Raw genomic sequence first — 14,905 nt, 5'->3', positions numbered from 1 at the left:
TGTGAATCAGGCTTTTATATAGATATTATCCCTCTAAAGCATTCTTTACATACTGGAAGAGGCCAAAAATATCGTTATTGACATTACGCTTCTCCCAGCTATCTGATGAGCTGAATATTGAACTGTTTGCTTTAATCCAGTTGCGATGCTCCTATAGTGTGTCAAGCGCATGGATGCGCCTAGCTCGTGGCTGATTTCACCTCAGCGCATCGGATTAACCGCGGTCGGTGACTTTGTAGGCCCCGCCGGACCTGACCCCTGTTTGTTAGACACCTGATATCCAGCCCAGTTGGGTTGGGAAGAAAGGTAATCTACCACCATGCCTAGGTACTCCGAACAGTTCAAACGTGATGCTGTGGCCCTCTACGAAAACAATGAGGACCTCTCACTTCAGTCTGAGTCAGCAGAGCTAGGAGTCAATCGTTTTCACTTTATTCCTGGATCAAGCAGTACGGCACCGGCAAACGCGCCCGCACGAAAACCATGCGTGACAAGGCCCAGGCGACGACTGATTCCGAACGAATCCGCCAGTTAGAAAAAGAGAACGCGAAGCTGCGCGATATCCTGCGCAAGGCCGCGAAATATTTTGCCGAAGAGACACGCTGGTAATCCGCTTCCAGTTTGTCTATGACCACCGAACCGAATATTCGGCTCACACGGATGTGCCATGTGTTAAAGCTCAATCGCTCCTCGTTCTACAAATGGGTCAACACTCGCGAAGAACGCAGGTTAAAGATGTGTTCTGATGCTCTTATTGGTGCAAGAATCAAGACCATCTTCGACGATGAGCACGGGCTTTATGGTGCTAAACGCATCGCTGCAAGACTTAACGACGATACGGACTTCGGCCCGACCAATCACAAGAAGGTCGCACGCATCATGAAATCCATGGGGCTGAAAGGCTTTAGTAAGCGGCGTCGGTGCATAACCACCGGGCGCAAGCCTGGCCACCGCGTCATGCCAGAATTAGTAGGCCGCAAATTCACCGCTGACAGGCCGAATCTCGTGTCTGTAGGCGAGATCACCTACCTGCCGTGTAATGGCGGCAAGAACATGTACCTGGCCACGGTCATTGACGCCTACTCGCGCAAACTCGTCGGCCATGCACTAGCCGATCACATGCGGGTATCGCTGGTTATCGAAGCTTTGTCGCATGCCAGAAGAGTCCACGGAAGCCTTAAAGGGGCAATTTTCCATTCCGATCACGGCAGTGTGTCCACCTCACAAGCATTTAGGGACCACTGCGACCAGCTTGGTGTGCGCCAGTCCATGGGTGCGGTGGGAACGAGTGCCGATAATGCCCTGGCAGAATCATTTAATACCGCCTTAAAGCGTGAAGTTCTGCGTGATAGGAAAGTCTTCCGATGGTGCATGCGCTACAACACGCGCAGACGACACTCCTGGTGCAACCTTCTAGCCCCCGATGACTTCGAAGCACTCACGTTAGCTACACTGACCCAAGCAGCATAGCTAACCCCCGACGTGTCTACTTTCCGGGGCTAGTTCATGTATAGGGGGAGCTTGGCAGTGGTAGTCAAAATCTCCACCTCGCTCTCGATTCCACAATCGTTCAGCGTCCTTGTCGGTGAACTACTGAGCTACGCTTCAAACTACCCCAATAACGCGAAGCGTCATTAACGCCCGGCGTTACACGTTGAACTTGAACTCCACGACGTCGCCGTCGACCATGACGTAGTCCTTGCCTTCTTGGCGGACCTTGCCGGCGGAGCGGGCTTCAGCCATGGAGCCGGCAGCGTCGAGGTCTTCGAAGGAGACGATCTCGGCCTTGATGAAGCCCTTTTCAAAATCGGTGTGAATAACACCAGCAGCTTGAGGGGCGGTGGAACCCTGGCGGATGGTCCACGCGCGGGACTCCTTTGGGCCAGCGGTCAGGTAGGTCTGCAGACCAAGGGTCTTGAAACCAGCAGTCGCTAGGGTTTGCAGGCCAGGTTCGGTCTGACCGACAGACTCGAGAAGCTCCAGTGCCTCGTCCTCGTCGAGCTCAAGCAGTTCGGTTTCGGTCTGCGCGTCGAGGAAGACTGCATCGGCAGGCGCAACTAGCGCACGGAGTTCTTCTTTCTTCGCGTCATCGGTAAGGACCTCTTCGTCAGAGTTGAAGACATAAAGGAAAGGCTTCGCCGTCATCAAGTGCAGGTCACGCACGAGCGCCAGATCGATTTCGCCGGCCTTCGCAGCGGCAGACAAGGTGCGGTCATCTTCCAAGATGGCCTGCGCTTGCTTGGCGCCTTCAACCTGCTCAGCCAGATCCTTGTTCTTCTTGGCCTCCTTTTCCAGACGAGGCAGGGCCTTTTCGATGGTCTGCAGGTCAGCCAGAATCAACTCAGTGTTGATGACAGAAATATCCGAGGTTGGGTTGACCTGGCCATCGACGTGGATGACATTCTCATCGGAGAACGCACGCACAACCTGGCAGATGGCATCAGCTTCGCGGATATTGGAGAGGAAGGCGTTGCCCATGCCTTCGCCTTCCGATGCCCCCTTCACAATGCCGGCGATATCCACGAAGGACACCGTCGCTGGCAAGATGCGCTCGGAGCCGAAAATTTCAGCCAGGCGGCCAAGTCGCGGATCGGGCAATTCGACCAGGCCGACATTGGGCTCAATGGTGGCGAAGGGGTAATTCGCAGCCAAGATGTCAGAACGGGTCAGGGCATTAAACAAAGTGGACTTGCCAACGTTGGGCAAACCGACAATTCCAAGTGTAAGACTCACGCGGACAATCCTAACGCACACCAATGCGGGTGTGGCAGAATGGGCGGGCTGTAGCCTAAATCATTCATTTTTAGGGCAATATAGAAGCGTGAGTTCAAAAGATTCTCTAACACCAGATCCGAGCGGCGGTGAACACCACATGAGCACAGAGCACAGCGATGAAAGCACTGCTCAATCCACTGATGCAGCACAAGTTGCGCAGGCTCAAGAAGTGACCGCGCGTGAGCTGGAAAAATTGCAGCTCAGTGGCAAGTTTGACCACAACACTGATGTGGAACGCTTAGAAGCGATCTCTCCTCATCCCCCAGGCGATCAAGTCGACCGCATGGTTGTCGCCGGCGGAATGATTAAGTCTGCCTCACTATGGGCAATTCGCCTGGTTGTCATTGGCTTCTTTTTATATCTACTGGGCGAGATCATCGGCAGCTTCTGGCAAGGTATTTTGCCCGTTGTCCTGTCGCTGATTGTGTGTACGGTGCTCGCACCGATTGCCTCAACGCTACGTAAGTTCAAGGTGCCTTCAGCGCTAGCGGCAATCATTAGCCTCTTGCTTTTTGTATTCATTGCCGGCGGCATCTTTTCTTTCGTCGCGCCTGATTTTGCCCGCCAATCGCAGTCGCTGTATCTCCAAGCAGTTGAAGGTATCCAGCGTCTGCAGCTGTGGGCGCAGGGGCCACCCCTAGAGCTCAACGCTTCCGACATTGGCAAGTATGTTGATGAAATCGCTAATTGGATTCAGCAGCAGGCAGGCTCCATCGCCGGGTCATTTATCTCTGGCGTTGGCACAGCCACCAGCGTGGTTATCACCTTGGTTGTGATGACGGTGATGACGTTCTTCTTCCTCAAAGATGGACACAAGTTTCTTCCCTGGATTCGTCAGGCCACCAGTCGTCGTGCAGGCTGGCACCTCACGGAGGCGCTTACCCGCGGCTGGAATAGCTTGGGCGGCTATATCCGCGCGCAGGCACTGGTGTCTTTAATTGACGCAGTCTTCATTGGCGCGGGTCTGTATATCATCGGCGTGCCGCTGGCGATGACACTTGCGATTATCACTTTCGTGGCTGGTTTTATCCCGCTGGTCGGTGCGATCGTTGCTGGCGCCCTCTCAGTCTTAATCGCTCTGGTGTCTCTGGGCTTTACAGAAGCTCTCATCGTTCTGGGTCTGGTCTTGCTGGTGCAGCAGCTAGAAGGCAACGTCCTTTCCCCATGGCTGCAGTCCAAAGCCATGAACCTGCACCCTGTCATCGTGTTGATCTCCGTTACCGTTGGTGGCGCGCTCTTTAACCTGATTGGTGCTTTCCTCGCGGTTCCAGCCGCTGCCATGATTGCGGTGTTCTACCGCTACATTCAGGACATGCTGCAGTTGCAGTCGGGAGAGAAGAAAGCCAGCGACATCGAATTCGCTACCGTTGCGGGTTATCTTGCAGGCCGTTATAACGAGGCTCAAGGTGCGCACCGCCGCAAGCTATTGTCGGAGCTTCCGGAAAATGTCCAGTCCCCCGCTGTGGCTTCAGCTATCTCCGATGTCAACAACGACGGAGTAGGAGATGCGCTAGAGCAGCTTGTCGATGTCGACGCCACCCCCAACAACACTGCCGCCAACCAGGCAAAGGGAAAGATCGAGCAAGCGCGCGATTTCTTCGAACATCTACTCGATCCGCGCGACCGCGATCGTTAGCGTTGTCTGATGCGTATGAGACAGTGAGTACATGAGTTCTGCACTGCCAATCACGCTGCTATTTGTCGGTCTTTTCATCGGCCTTTTACTGGGCGCAGCACTGGGCTGGTTCGTGCATAGCTCGCGGACCTCTGCCCTTTCCTTGGGCCAGCCACCTGCCGGCGACTCTGCGGATACCGCAGAGCTTGCCTTGTCTGTGAATAAGTCCGTCAATCAATCGGTTGCGCAAACCATGGTTCCGCTCGAGCGCGCGATGGAAAAGCTGGGCTCGCAGTTACAAGAATTAGAGTCTGAGCGCGTCAATGCCTTTGCGCAGCTATCCAGTCAAGTACACACCATGTCGCGCACCTCCACCCGCCTGTCCGACCGCACGGATCAACTGGTAACGGCGTTACGTTCTCCCAATGTCCGCGGACGCTGGGGTGAGATCCAATTGGAGCGAGTCGTTGAGCTTGGCGGAATGGTCAAACACGTTGACTTTGACTCCCAGGTCACTGCTTACTTGGGAAATAAAGCTGTCAGGCCTGACTTGGTGGTCAACTTGTCATCTCAACGTCACATCGTGGTCGATGCCAAGGTTCCATTTTCGGCTTACCTGGATGCCTTGGAAACTTCCGATCCGGAAGAGCACGCAGCTTATTTGCGCCGCCATGCACACATGGTGCGCACCCACGTGCAACAGCTTTCTCATAAGGACTACATCGAAGCCTTCTCGCCGACCCCGGAGTTCGTCGTCCTATTTACTCCCGCGGATCCGTTCTTGGACGCTGCTCTCGGCGTAGACCCAGAGCTTCTGGAATACGCTTTTGAGCGCAACGTGGTCATCGCAACGCCCACCACGCTATTCGCGCTCTTGCGCACGGTGGCCTTGGGTTGGCGGCATGAGGATATCTCCAATAAAGCACGTGAAGTGCAACGCCTTGGCAGCGAGTTGTACTCGCGACTTAATACCGTCGGTGACCATTACAACCGCGTTGGCCGCAGCTTGGAAAAGGCAGTGGAAGCCTTCAACTCCACGCTGTCTTCAATGGACTCACGCGTGATGGTCACGGCGCGCCGTCTATCAGAAATGGATATCCCTACCCGCACGGATAAGCGCCCCACCAACCTTTCGCCGGTGACAGCTGCTCCAGCCAAGGCCAGCACCGAAACCACCACTGACTTCAATAATGACGAAGGTGGGACTGATCTCTTCGGCATGAATTCGGCCGGCAGTTAAGGATTTGGCGAAATGACAAGGTAGACTCTCTCACCGTGTCCCATGTCAATACCCAATCACACCCAGTAAGTAGCCGCGCCGAAATGGGCTTCGGCGCGTTGCCCGTGTGGACGAGTATTGCTGTCATTATGGCCGCCCTTGTGACTGGATTGCTTATTTCTTCCATCACAGCTTCAGTGGGCTGGCCTTTTTTGATCTGCTTTATCCTCGGTGCGATCGCAGCCAGCTTGATTGTGCACGTCCGCGGTTTATTCCTAACCGTTGCGTCCATTCCACTGTTATTTAGTATCGCTATCTTCATAACGTCGTGGGTAGTTTCGCGCGCATCGGCCGGCGAGGGCTCGCCAATGTTCTCAGCGACCATCTTGGTGACCTCGGCATATCCACTGCTTCAGGTCTTTCCGCATTTGGCCATCACGTTGCTGGTATGCATCGCTGTTGCGGTATTCCGCCTATACCGCGCGAAGCAAAAGGCTACGAGCATTAGCTCTAAAGAAATGGTTAATCGCCGGACGATGGCCGAATCGAATCGCCGAAATACTCAAACCACTTCGCGTGCTCGCAAAACTACGGAACGTCTATCCGTGGCGGAATTGGTCGAGCGCAGCAAAAACAATAAGCGCACGCCGCGTCCGCAATCGCGTCCTGGTACTGATTCCAAGACCACAAGCCTTGAAACTCCTAGCTCAGGTGCCGCTGGGCGTACTACCCTGCCTCCTGCGCCTTCGCCTCGTGCGTCGTCTCGTCGCGGCACTGCTAGCGAGGTTCGCCGGGTCCGCTCCACTGATGCGTCACGACGCACCGCGCGCCGTGATGTCTCATCTCGTGATGGCTCTTCTCGTGAGTACCGCCACGGAGACATCGCTGGGCGCTCTGGCTACGCTTCCCGCGCGGGTCGTCGGGTTACTGAAGCGCAAAGGAATCAAGAGCGCGCTCGCCGTGCACAGTCTGGCACTCGCCACGCCACCGATGGCGCAGTCAATGCAGCTGGCTCAGATCGCACCTCTCGTGCCCGCCCGGACGCTCGTCTGCGCCCCGATCCGCGCCGCCGTGCAGGCGATGTACAAAAGACCGTAAAGCGCCCTACTCCGCCCACAGACGCGCCATCGAAGCAAGCTCCAGCTCCAGATGCGGCCGATAATCGCAAGCGCGCTCCCCGTGCTCTGGATGAAGACCTCTACGGCAACTAATTAAACCTTCAGTTTAAAAGCAATCAGCCCCATCTTTAAGAAGATTTTCTCTTCTCGAAGACGGGGCTGATTGCCTATTTATTGCTTAATGCGCAGGCCTTTAGGCCGAGCATTAAGCCTCGGCGTTGGCGCGCTCACGTGCCGCAGCGTTGCGTGCCGTTGCAGTGCGAGGTGGGCGCAGCTCACGTGGCAAGGAGAACTGAATGGTCTCCGTCGTGGTCGTGACTTGCTCCACGTTGTTGTAGCCGCGCTCATCGAGGAACTCGAGAACCTCACGTACCAACAGCTCCGGAACGGAAGCACCACAGGTAACGCCAACGGTCTCGACGCCTTCCAGCCACTCTTCTTTAATCTCGGATGCATAGTCGACCAAGTAAGAGGTCTTGGAGCCAGCATCGAGTGCCACCTCAACCAGGCGCACGGAGTTCGAAGAGTTGGTGGAGCCCACAACGATCATCAGGTCACACTTCGGCGCGATGGCCTTGACGGATTCCTGACGGTTTTGCGTTGCGTAGCAAATGTCATCTGATGGCGGGTTTTCCAAGTGTGGAAAACGCTCGCGCAAAAGATTCACGATGGAGATGGCCTCATCCACTGACAAGGTTGTCTGTGACAGCCACACCAGCTTTTCATTCTGCAGCCACTCTGGAAGCTTTTCTACGCCTTCCACGCCATCTACCAGGTGGGTGACCTCCGGTGCGTGACCGGCGGTGCCTTCTACTTCTTCGTGGCCTTCGTGGCCGATCAATAAGATGTGGTAGCCATCGCGTTCAAAACGCACAGCTTCACGATGCACCTTTGTCACCAAAGGGCACGTCGCATCTAGGGTTAGTTGCTTGCGGCCTTCGGCCTCTTGACGCACAGCTGGTGAAATACCGTGTGCGGAAAATACCAAGTGAGCACCTTCTGGTGCTTCAGATGCTTCTTCAACGAAAATGACTCCGCGCTTAGCCAAAGACTCAACAACATACTTGTTGTGAACAATTTGCTTACGCACATACACGGGTGCGCCGTACTTGCTCAATGCCTTTTCAACTGTCTCAACTGCACGATCCACACCGGCACAATAGCCGCGGGGTGCCGCCAGGAGAACGTTCTTTCCTGCCTCAGTCATGCCCCTAGACTATCTCAGGTGCTGCTAAAACAATAGACTGGGTGATTATGCACCAAAGTTCGTTACGCAATCGGGGAGGTCACACGTGACGCAATCCGTAAATTCCCCAGAAGCACCATGGCCGGTCGGCAAGGTAAATGACCAGGTTAAAGGGTGGATTGAGAAGCTTGGATTCTTGTGGGTTGAGGGGCAACTGACCCAAATTAATATCAAGCCGACGTGGAAGTTGTCTTATCTGACACTGCGCGATGTCGAGCAGCAAAAATCTGTTCAGTTGACGTGTCCGACAGATTTGGTGCGCAACCTTCCCACGCCGCTAAAAGACGGCGACCGCGTGGTGGTCTACGGCAAGCCTGCGTTTTATGCCGGCCGTGGAACCTTTAGTTTGTGGACCACGGATATCCGCCACGTTGGTATCGGTGAGCTTCTGGCCCGCATCGAAGCCTTGCGCAAGCAACTTACTGCCGAAGGGCTCACGGACCCGGCGCGCAAAAAGCCGCTGCCCTTTTTGCCTAAGAAAGTTGGGCTGATTACCGGTCGCGGTTCGGCGGCCGAGCGCGATGTGCTCGCAGTATCACAAGACCGATGGCCCGCGGTGCAGTTTCGTGTCATCAACACCGCTGTGCAAGGCACCGGTACGGTTGCACAGGTTATCGACGCATTGCAGCTTCTCGATGCAGACCCGGACGTCGATGTCATCATCATCGCCCGCGGCGGTGGCTCTGTCGAAGACCTTCTGCCCTTTTCCGAGGAAGCTTTGCAGCGAGCTGTCGCTGCAGCGCACACTCCGGTGGTCTCTGCCATTGGGCATGAGCCGGATAATCCAGTGCTGGACAATGTCGCCGATGTTCGCGCCGCCACGCCTACCGATGCCGCCAAGCGGGTTGTCCCCGATGTTGCCATTGAGTATGACCGCATCGCCGAAGCCCGAGGACGGATGGCCGCTGCCCTACGAGGGTGGGTTGAGCGTGAACGCCGCGGCGTGGCGCAACTTCGCTCACGTCCAGTGCTTGCGGATCCGATGCGTCCGATTACCGTACAGCGCGAAGAGGTCTCGCGACTGCAGCAACTGATGCGGCGTGATATCCAAGTCCTGCTAGACCGTGAAGTATCACGGGTCAGCGCGCTTCGCTCCCAGGTAAGCGCTTTAGGACCTGCAGCCACCCTTGCGCGTGGTTATTCTGTGGTCCAGGTACTTCCACGTGATGGTTCCGAGGCAGAGGTAGTCACCAGCTACCAGCAAGCTCCACCAGGCGCGCAAATTCGTGTCCGCGTCGGCGACGGTTCCCTCTCTGCTGCTGTCTTGGGCTCAGGCCCCTCCGATTAAAATTTTTCACTCTCCACAACGTAGAAAGTAAACTTTATGGCTACTGATTCTTTTGGCACCGGCACCCCAGGCGAGGATGCCTTTCCTGCCATCGACACGCTGACCTATGAGCAAGCTCGCGATGAGCTTATTGAGACCGTGAAGATCCTCGAGCTTGGGCAAATGAGCCTGGATGAATCTCTTAAGTATTGGGAACGTGGCGAAGCACTTGCGAAAGCGTGCGAGAACCACCTCGACGGCGCCTCCAAGCGCGTGGAAGACGCATTAAACGCCCGCGCCGCAGGCAGCGATTCTGCCGACAATGCCGCCGAAGACTCCACCAACACCGACTACTAGCTACAAGGAAGGACACACATTTCCCATGCAGATTTTTGCTTACCCCGGTGACCGCGTTGATTTCATCTCCAAATCCGCTTCAGCAGGCGCGGTCGAATTTGGCGACCCCATTGGCTTGATTGAAGAATTCTTTGGACCCGCGCACACCAAAACTGACCTTCAAAACAAAGAAGGCCACCAGGAGCTAACTTATTACAACGGCTCTTTAAGCTTTGAGTTTAGCGTCGGCAAGCTTTATGCGATCACCGTAGAACCAGCGTTGTCGAAAGAAAAGATTGAAATCTTTGTCGACCGCGAGCGCGTTTCCGGCCCTGTCGGCGAAGCTGCGCAAGAGCGCACTCGCCAAGTTGGCGTCACCGCTAACTACGGGGACGTGCTGGAAAAGATTCGCTTCACAGCGCGGAATAATTAATTATTCCGCGCCGAAAGCAACTAATGAGATGCGTCGGCGCCTGCATCAGCAGCGCCGATGTCGACCGGGTCGACTGCCAAGAATGCGCGGACTAATTCCTCAAAGTCCGCGTCAGACGCAGTACCGGTAAGCAGTACGCGTTCATCGTCCAAATCGAACGCCCATACCTCGCGCACGTTATTTTCCGCGCTAGAAGCCACGGTCACGTCTTGGCCATCGATATTTACCGTTTCGGTTTCTTCGCGGAAGTGCTCGTCGAAGCTGGAGATGGCATCGTCAAGCGAAACTTGCGTCTGCCAAGACGACAAATATGCCTCTCCCGGCGTTACCCACCCGACAACGGAAGCTGGCTGCTGTGCAATCCCAGCACGACGTGCCGAATTAGCTACCCAATCCTCTGGCACATCAGGAACACGAATGGCACCTTGCGCACCGCGAGCTTCCATATCTAAGAATGCTTCGCCATCAACTTCCCGAACGGCAGACAAATCAGAAGTTTCTGGATTAATGGTGCACAGACCGGTTGTTCCCACAACCGCGACCATTCCCACAACAATAACGCCGAGCGACAACATCATGTCCCGGCCGTTTTCGAAAATCTTTGGTTTATCTTCGCCCGCCATGCGCATTAGTATCGCACGCCCTGATACGAAATAGGTAACCCACTCGGGGTGTCTTTAAGCACCTTGTCTGCACGTGCATTCCGTGACTGTAGCCCTGGTGCCCCACTTTCGGGGGACTATTCGGGGATGCTGAGGTTGGGAAACATGGAATAATAGTGGGGTCAATGGGCATACTTGAGATGCACGTGCCAAATTGACGCACAAGTTGACACACGCTGACACAGATTAATCAATGAGGAAGGCCTTCTAACCGATGACAAATACTGCTGGAGATCGTGAACTTCCAGACCGCAACCTCGCTATGGAGCTGGTGCGCGTCACCGAAGCTGCAGCACTAGCCTCTGGTCGGTGGGTTGGCCGCGGCAAGAAGAATGAAGGCGACGGCGCAGCAGTCGATGCCATGCGCACCCTCATCAACTCCGTATCCATGGACGGAGTAGTTGTTATCGGCGAGGGTGAAAAAGACGAAGCCCCAATGCTCTTCAACGGTGAACAAGTCGGCACCGGTGAAGGCGCAGCAATGGACATCGCAGTCGATCCTGTCGATGGCACCCGCTTGATGGCTGAAGGCCGCCCAAACGCGATTTCTGTCATCGCTGCTGCTGAGCGCGGCACGATGTACGACCCTTCCGCTGTGTTTTACATGAATAAGTTGGTTGTCGGCCCAGAAGCTGCCGGCAAGGTAGACATCAACAAGCCTGTCGCTTTCAACATCAACGCTGTCGCAGAAGCCAAGGGCCTTCGCCCGCAGGAAGTTACCGTTGTTGTGTTGGACCGTCCACGCCACGATGAGCTCATCAAGGAAATCCGCGAAGCCGGCGCCAAGGTTCGCCTCATCATGGACGGCGACGTTGCCGGTGCAATCGCCGCTGCGCAGGACTCCAACTCCATCGACTTGCTCATGGGCATCGGTGGCACTCCAGAAGCCATCATCACCGCTTGTGCACTCAAGTGCATGGGCGGCGAAATTCAGGGCAAGCTGTGGCCAACTGACGGGGAAGAAGCTGAGCGTGCTCGCGCCGCCGGCCACGACCTCGACCGCGTGCTGTTTACCAACGACCTGGTCACCTCCGAGAACTGCTACTTTGCAGCTACCGGTGTTACCAACGGTGACATGCTCGACGGTGTCTCCTACCGTGCAAACTCCGCAACGACCCGCTCCATGGTCATGCGTTCCAAGTCCGGCACCGTGCGCTACCTTGAGTCCATTCACCAGCTGTCCAAGCTGCAGGAGTACTCCGTAATTGACTACTCCGACCCTGAGTCGAATCCCGCACAATAGGATTTGGCTAGGCTGGTAGGCAAGCCCCGCACCCAATGTCAGGGCGCGCGAGCCGAAAGTTAGCCATACTAGAAGGCGCAAAGCCTTAAAAACCCAGTAGCGCGATACATGCCTACTGGGTGCATTCCAGTTAAATAGATTTATTCTCTCTACAAAGAAGGTGGATTTCATGACTGAATACCGCATCGAACATGACACGATGGGCGAAGTACAGGTTCCTAAGGACGCACTGTGGCGCGCACAGACCCAGCGTGCTGTTGAGAACTTCCCAATCTCCGGCCGTGGCTTGGAGTCTGCGCAGATCCGCGCAATGGGTCTTCTAAAGGCTGCATGTGCACAGGTCAACAAGGATTCCGGTGCATTGGACGGCGAAATCGCCGACGCCATCATCGCTGCTGGCAAGGAAATCGCCACCGGCAAGTACGATGCTGAGTTCCCAATCGATGTCTTCCAGACCGGTTCGGGTACCTCTTCCAACATGAACACCAACGAGGTCATCGCTTCCCTCGCCAAGCAAAATGGCGTTGATCTGCACCCTAATGACCACGTAAACATGGGCCAGTCCTCCAACGACACCTTCCCAACCGCAACCCACGTGGCTGCAACCGAAGCTGCCGTCAACGACCTCATCCCAGGCCTGAAGGTCCTGCATGAGTCCCTTCTGAAGAAGGCTCATGAGTGGAAGAACGTTGTTAAGTCCGGCCGTACCCACCTGATGGATGCTGTTCCAGTAACCCTCGGCCAGGAATTCTCCGGCTACGCTCGCCAGTTCGAACTTGGCATCGAGCGCATCGAAGCAACCCTGCCACGTCTAGGCGAACTCGCTATCGGCGGCACCGCTGCTGGTACCGGCCTCAACACCTCCGCTGATTTCGGCGCAAAGGTAACCGAGGAACTCAAGAAGCTCACCGGCATCGACGAGCTCTCTGAAGCTAAGAACCACTTTGAGGCACAAGCTAACCGCGACGCTCTCGTTGAGTTCTCCGGCGCAATGCGCGTTGTTGCTGTCTCCCTATACAAGATGGCTAACGACATCCGCCTCATGGGCTCCGGCCCACTGACCGGCTTCGCCGAGATTCACCTGCCTGACCTGCAGCCAGGTTCTTCCATCATGCCGGGCAAGGTCAACCCTGTTCTGTGTGAGACCGCAACCCAGGTTTCTGCACAGGTTATCGGCAACGACGCAGCTGTCGCATTCGGCGGCACCCAGGGCCAGTTCGAGCTCAACGTCTTCATCCCAATGATGGCGCGCAACGTTCTCGAATCCTCTCGCCTGCTGGCTAACACCGCTCGCGTATTCGCTGAGCGCCTTGTCGATGGCATCGAGCCAAACGCTGAGCGCATGAAGACCTTCGCTGAGTCTTCCCCATCCATCGTTACGCCGTTGAACTCTGCAATCGGCTACGAGAATGCAGCCAAGGTTGCTAAGCACGCTCTGGCTGAAGGCATCACCATCCGCGAAGCTGTTATCAACTTAGGCTTCGTTGACGGCGACAAGCTCACCGAAGAAGAACTGGACAAGCGCCTCGATGTTCTGGCTATGGCCAACACCGACCGCGACAACTTCTAAGCTTCTCTTTCCCGCTTAGTTTCCGAAGAGCACCAGCCAGATTGTTGGCTGGTGCTCTTTCGCGTCCCGTGCCCTAGCTCTTTTCGCTCTCCAGCCTCCCCTTTTGATACCGAATCCGGTCCCTTGTCCCTTTCGCGCTCACCAGAACCAGTCACCTCGCCAGGACGCTTTCGCCGGTGAGCGCGAAGGGTACACATCGCTGAAATCTGCGGGCAGATAGTCCCGCCGAGCACCGCAGAGCGCCAGCGCAGATTGAACGCCAGGCGCCCAAAACACTCGCAACGGACTCCATGTACGCTTCGCGCTCACAGGAAGTCCGCTACTCGGGAGAAAGCTAAAGCCGGTGAGCGCGAAGGGGACATCGCCTCAAAGCTACCGCGAAGCCATCTCAAACCGGCCCAAACCGTCCCAAGCCATCACTAACTATCGACGGCTCGCAGCACTGCCCCGCTCGGACGACGCCGATGATCGGCAGGCACATGCATCGCAAAGCTAAGTGTGCGCTTCGCGCTCACCAGAACCAGTCGCCTCGCCAGGACGCTTTCGCCGGTGAGCGCGAAAGGCACATCGCTGAAATCTGCGGGCAGATAGTCCCGCCGAGCACCGCAGAGCGCCAGCGCAGATTGAACGCCAAGCGCCCAAAACACCCGCAACGGACTCCATGTACGCTTCGCGCTCACGGGAAGTCCGCTACTCGGGAGAAGGCTAAAGCCCGTGAGCGCGAAAGGGACGCGGCCAGTTTGAACGAGACGGCTAAGATTACTACCATGCCTGAAAACATGCCGGATGCACACAACTCGAACCGTTCCAACCAGCAACGGGTGGAGAAAGCCGAGAGCAGTAACCAAAACTCTTTTGATCAGTACAAGGGTTCAAAAACTGTGGACCGGTGGATGTGGATCGTTGGAGTGCTGGTCGTGGTGCTCGCGGTTGTGGCGGCATTGTTCGCGTGGATTCGTTCAAACGCGGAACCGGAACCAACGCCGATGGTGGAGCGGGGCGTGGTGGAGGTGGATTCTGCATCGCCAGTTGAGAAGCTTGATGGCGGATTCGTCGGGACTTTCGCAGGTGAATTCAATGCGGGGCCGGAAAACGCGTGGAATGGAGTTATCTCCTTTGCTGGCACGACCGCTGTGTTGGTGTATCCAACCACCGGATGCCAGGCGCTTTTAACGCTGATGGAACCTGAGGCAGGCGAAGCAAGCGTGGTCACTTATGACACGCAGGCGCTGAACAAGAAGTGCATAACAGATGGGTTCTGGGAGTTTGAAGAAGATGCCGGCCAACTATCGGCGCAGTACTTCGAAGAATCTGCAGCTGGCGAAAAAGAGCTTAAGGCAGCTGCTTCCCTGACGCGTAGCTTGGACGACCTGGTGGAAAATTCCCAACAGTGATCAAAACCATTCAATTTTTTCGAGATA

The 14,905-nt window shown here is 55.8% G+C and carries 12 protein-coding genes and 1 pseudogene; 10 read left to right on the top strand and 3 right to left on the bottom strand.

Translation table 11 applies throughout. The features are described from left to right. Positions 1–319 precede the first annotated feature (319 nt). Positions 320–1,470, top strand: a pseudogene (locus C5Y44_RS04100) (IS3 family transposase). A 177-nt stretch (positions 1,471–1,647) separates the two neighbouring features. Here C5Y44_RS04100 and ychF read toward each other — a convergent pair. Beyond that, positions 1,648–2,733, bottom strand: coding sequence for a redox-regulated ATPase YchF (gene ychF / locus C5Y44_RS04095; RefSeq protein ID WP_105323792.1), 1,086 nt, complete (start codon positions 2,731–2,733; stop codon positions 1,648–1,650). Between the two features lie 88 nt (positions 2,734–2,821). Here ychF and C5Y44_RS04090 point away from each other — a divergent pair, with 88 nt between their 5' ends. From C5Y44_RS04090 to C5Y44_RS04080, 3 genes are read left to right on the top strand one after another with little or no spacing between them, the layout of a single operon-like run. Beyond that, positions 2,822–4,411: an AI-2E family transporter gene (locus C5Y44_RS04090; protein ID WP_105323791.1), complete on the top strand. Its 1,590-nt coding sequence runs from the start codon at positions 2,822–2,824 to the stop codon at positions 4,409–4,411. A 31-nt stretch (positions 4,412–4,442) separates the two neighbouring features. Then, complete coding sequence (locus tag C5Y44_RS04085; RefSeq protein WP_233189820.1) at positions 4,443–5,630, top strand: DNA recombination protein RmuC; 1,188 nt, start codon at positions 4,443–4,445, stop codon at positions 5,628–5,630. Between the two features lie 35 nt (positions 5,631–5,665). Next, the gene (locus C5Y44_RS04080) at positions 5,666–6,820 is read left to right on the top strand and encodes a DUF6542 domain-containing protein (protein ID WP_105323790.1); all 1,155 of its coding nucleotides are present in this window, start codon (positions 5,666–5,668) and stop codon (positions 6,818–6,820) included. A 112-nt stretch (positions 6,821–6,932) separates the two neighbouring features. On the opposite strand, the gene C5Y44_RS04075 is transcribed toward C5Y44_RS04080, so the two are convergent. After that, on the bottom strand, positions 6,933–7,934 hold the full coding sequence (locus C5Y44_RS04075) for a 4-hydroxy-3-methylbut-2-enyl diphosphate reductase (protein WP_105323789.1): 1,002 nt from the start codon (positions 7,932–7,934) through the stop codon (positions 6,933–6,935). Positions 7,935–8,019: 85 nt separating this feature from the next. Between C5Y44_RS04075 and xseA the strand changes: the two genes are divergently transcribed. The 3 genes from xseA to C5Y44_RS04060 are packed head-to-tail and all read left to right on the top strand — an operon-like array spanning position 8,020 to position 10,009. After that, positions 8,020–9,261, top strand: coding sequence for an exodeoxyribonuclease VII large subunit (gene xseA / locus C5Y44_RS04070; protein ID WP_105323788.1), 1,242 nt, complete (start codon positions 8,020–8,022; stop codon positions 9,259–9,261). 36 nt (positions 9,262–9,297) lie between these two features. Beyond that, entirely contained in the window at positions 9,298–9,597 is a 300-nt protein-coding gene (locus C5Y44_RS04065; protein ID WP_105323787.1) for an exodeoxyribonuclease VII small subunit, read from the top strand. A gap of 25 nt (positions 9,598–9,622) precedes the next feature. Continuing rightward, positions 9,623–10,009, top strand: a complete 387-nt coding sequence (locus tag C5Y44_RS04060; protein ID WP_105323786.1) for a hypothetical protein — start codon at positions 9,623–9,625, stop codon at positions 10,007–10,009. Positions 10,010–10,029: 20 nt separating this feature from the next. Here C5Y44_RS04060 and C5Y44_RS04055 read toward each other — a convergent pair whose 3' ends face one another. Further along, entirely contained in the window at positions 10,030–10,632 is a 603-nt protein-coding gene (locus C5Y44_RS04055) for a DUF4245 domain-containing protein (RefSeq protein ID WP_105324063.1), read from the bottom strand. Between the two features lie 253 nt (positions 10,633–10,885). Here C5Y44_RS04055 and glpX point away from each other — a divergent pair, with 253 nt between their 5' ends. From glpX to C5Y44_RS04035, 3 genes are all read left to right on the top strand, one after another. Continuing rightward, positions 10,886–11,914: a class II fructose-bisphosphatase gene (gene glpX, locus C5Y44_RS04050; protein ID WP_105323785.1), complete on the top strand. Its 1,029-nt coding sequence runs from the start codon at positions 10,886–10,888 to the stop codon at positions 11,912–11,914. A 169-nt stretch (positions 11,915–12,083) separates the two neighbouring features. Continuing rightward, a complete protein-coding gene (locus C5Y44_RS04045; protein WP_105323784.1) occupies positions 12,084–13,484 on the top strand; it encodes a class II fumarate hydratase in 1,401 nt (466 codons plus the stop codon). Between the two features lie 767 nt (positions 13,485–14,251). Next, the gene (locus C5Y44_RS04035; RefSeq protein WP_105324062.1) at positions 14,252–14,878 is read left to right on the top strand and encodes a lipase; all 627 of its coding nucleotides are present in this window, start codon (positions 14,252–14,254) and stop codon (positions 14,876–14,878) included. The last annotated feature ends 27 nt before the right edge of the window (positions 14,879–14,905 follow it).

The sequence above is a fragment of the Corynebacterium sp. J010B-136 genome, from assembly GCF_002967075.1.
Lineage (GTDB): Bacteria > Actinomycetota > Actinomycetes > Mycobacteriales > Mycobacteriaceae > Corynebacterium.
Note: the sequence above shows the minus strand (reverse complement) of the source record. Positions and strands in the feature narration are given on the sequence as shown.

Bases quoted from the DNA above. Each gene is read 5' to 3' on its own strand.
- C5Y44_RS04055 (WP_105324063.1), bottom strand. From the start codon at position 10,632: ATGGCGGGCGAAGATAAACCAAAGATTTTCGAAAACGGCCGGGACATG.
- C5Y44_RS04085 (WP_233189820.1), top strand. From the start codon at position 4,443: ATGAGTTCTGCACTGCCAATCACGCTGCTATTTGTCGGTCTTTTCATC.
- C5Y44_RS04065 (WP_105323787.1), top strand. From the start codon at position 9,298: ATGGCTACTGATTCTTTTGGCACCGGCACCCCAGGCGAGGATGCCTTT.
- C5Y44_RS04075 (WP_105323789.1), bottom strand. From the start codon at position 7,934: ATGACTGAGGCAGGAAAGAACGTTCTCCTGGCGGCACCCCGCGGCTAT.
- C5Y44_RS04045 (WP_105323784.1), top strand. From the start codon at position 12,084: ATGACTGAATACCGCATCGAACATGACACGATGGGCGAAGTACAGGTT.
- C5Y44_RS04060 (WP_105323786.1), top strand. From the start codon at position 9,623: ATGCAGATTTTTGCTTACCCCGGTGACCGCGTTGATTTCATCTCCAAA.
- glpX (WP_105323785.1), top strand. From the start codon at position 10,886: ATGACAAATACTGCTGGAGATCGTGAACTTCCAGACCGCAACCTCGCT.
- C5Y44_RS04035 (WP_105324062.1), top strand. From the start codon at position 14,252: ATGCCTGAAAACATGCCGGATGCACACAACTCGAACCGTTCCAACCAG.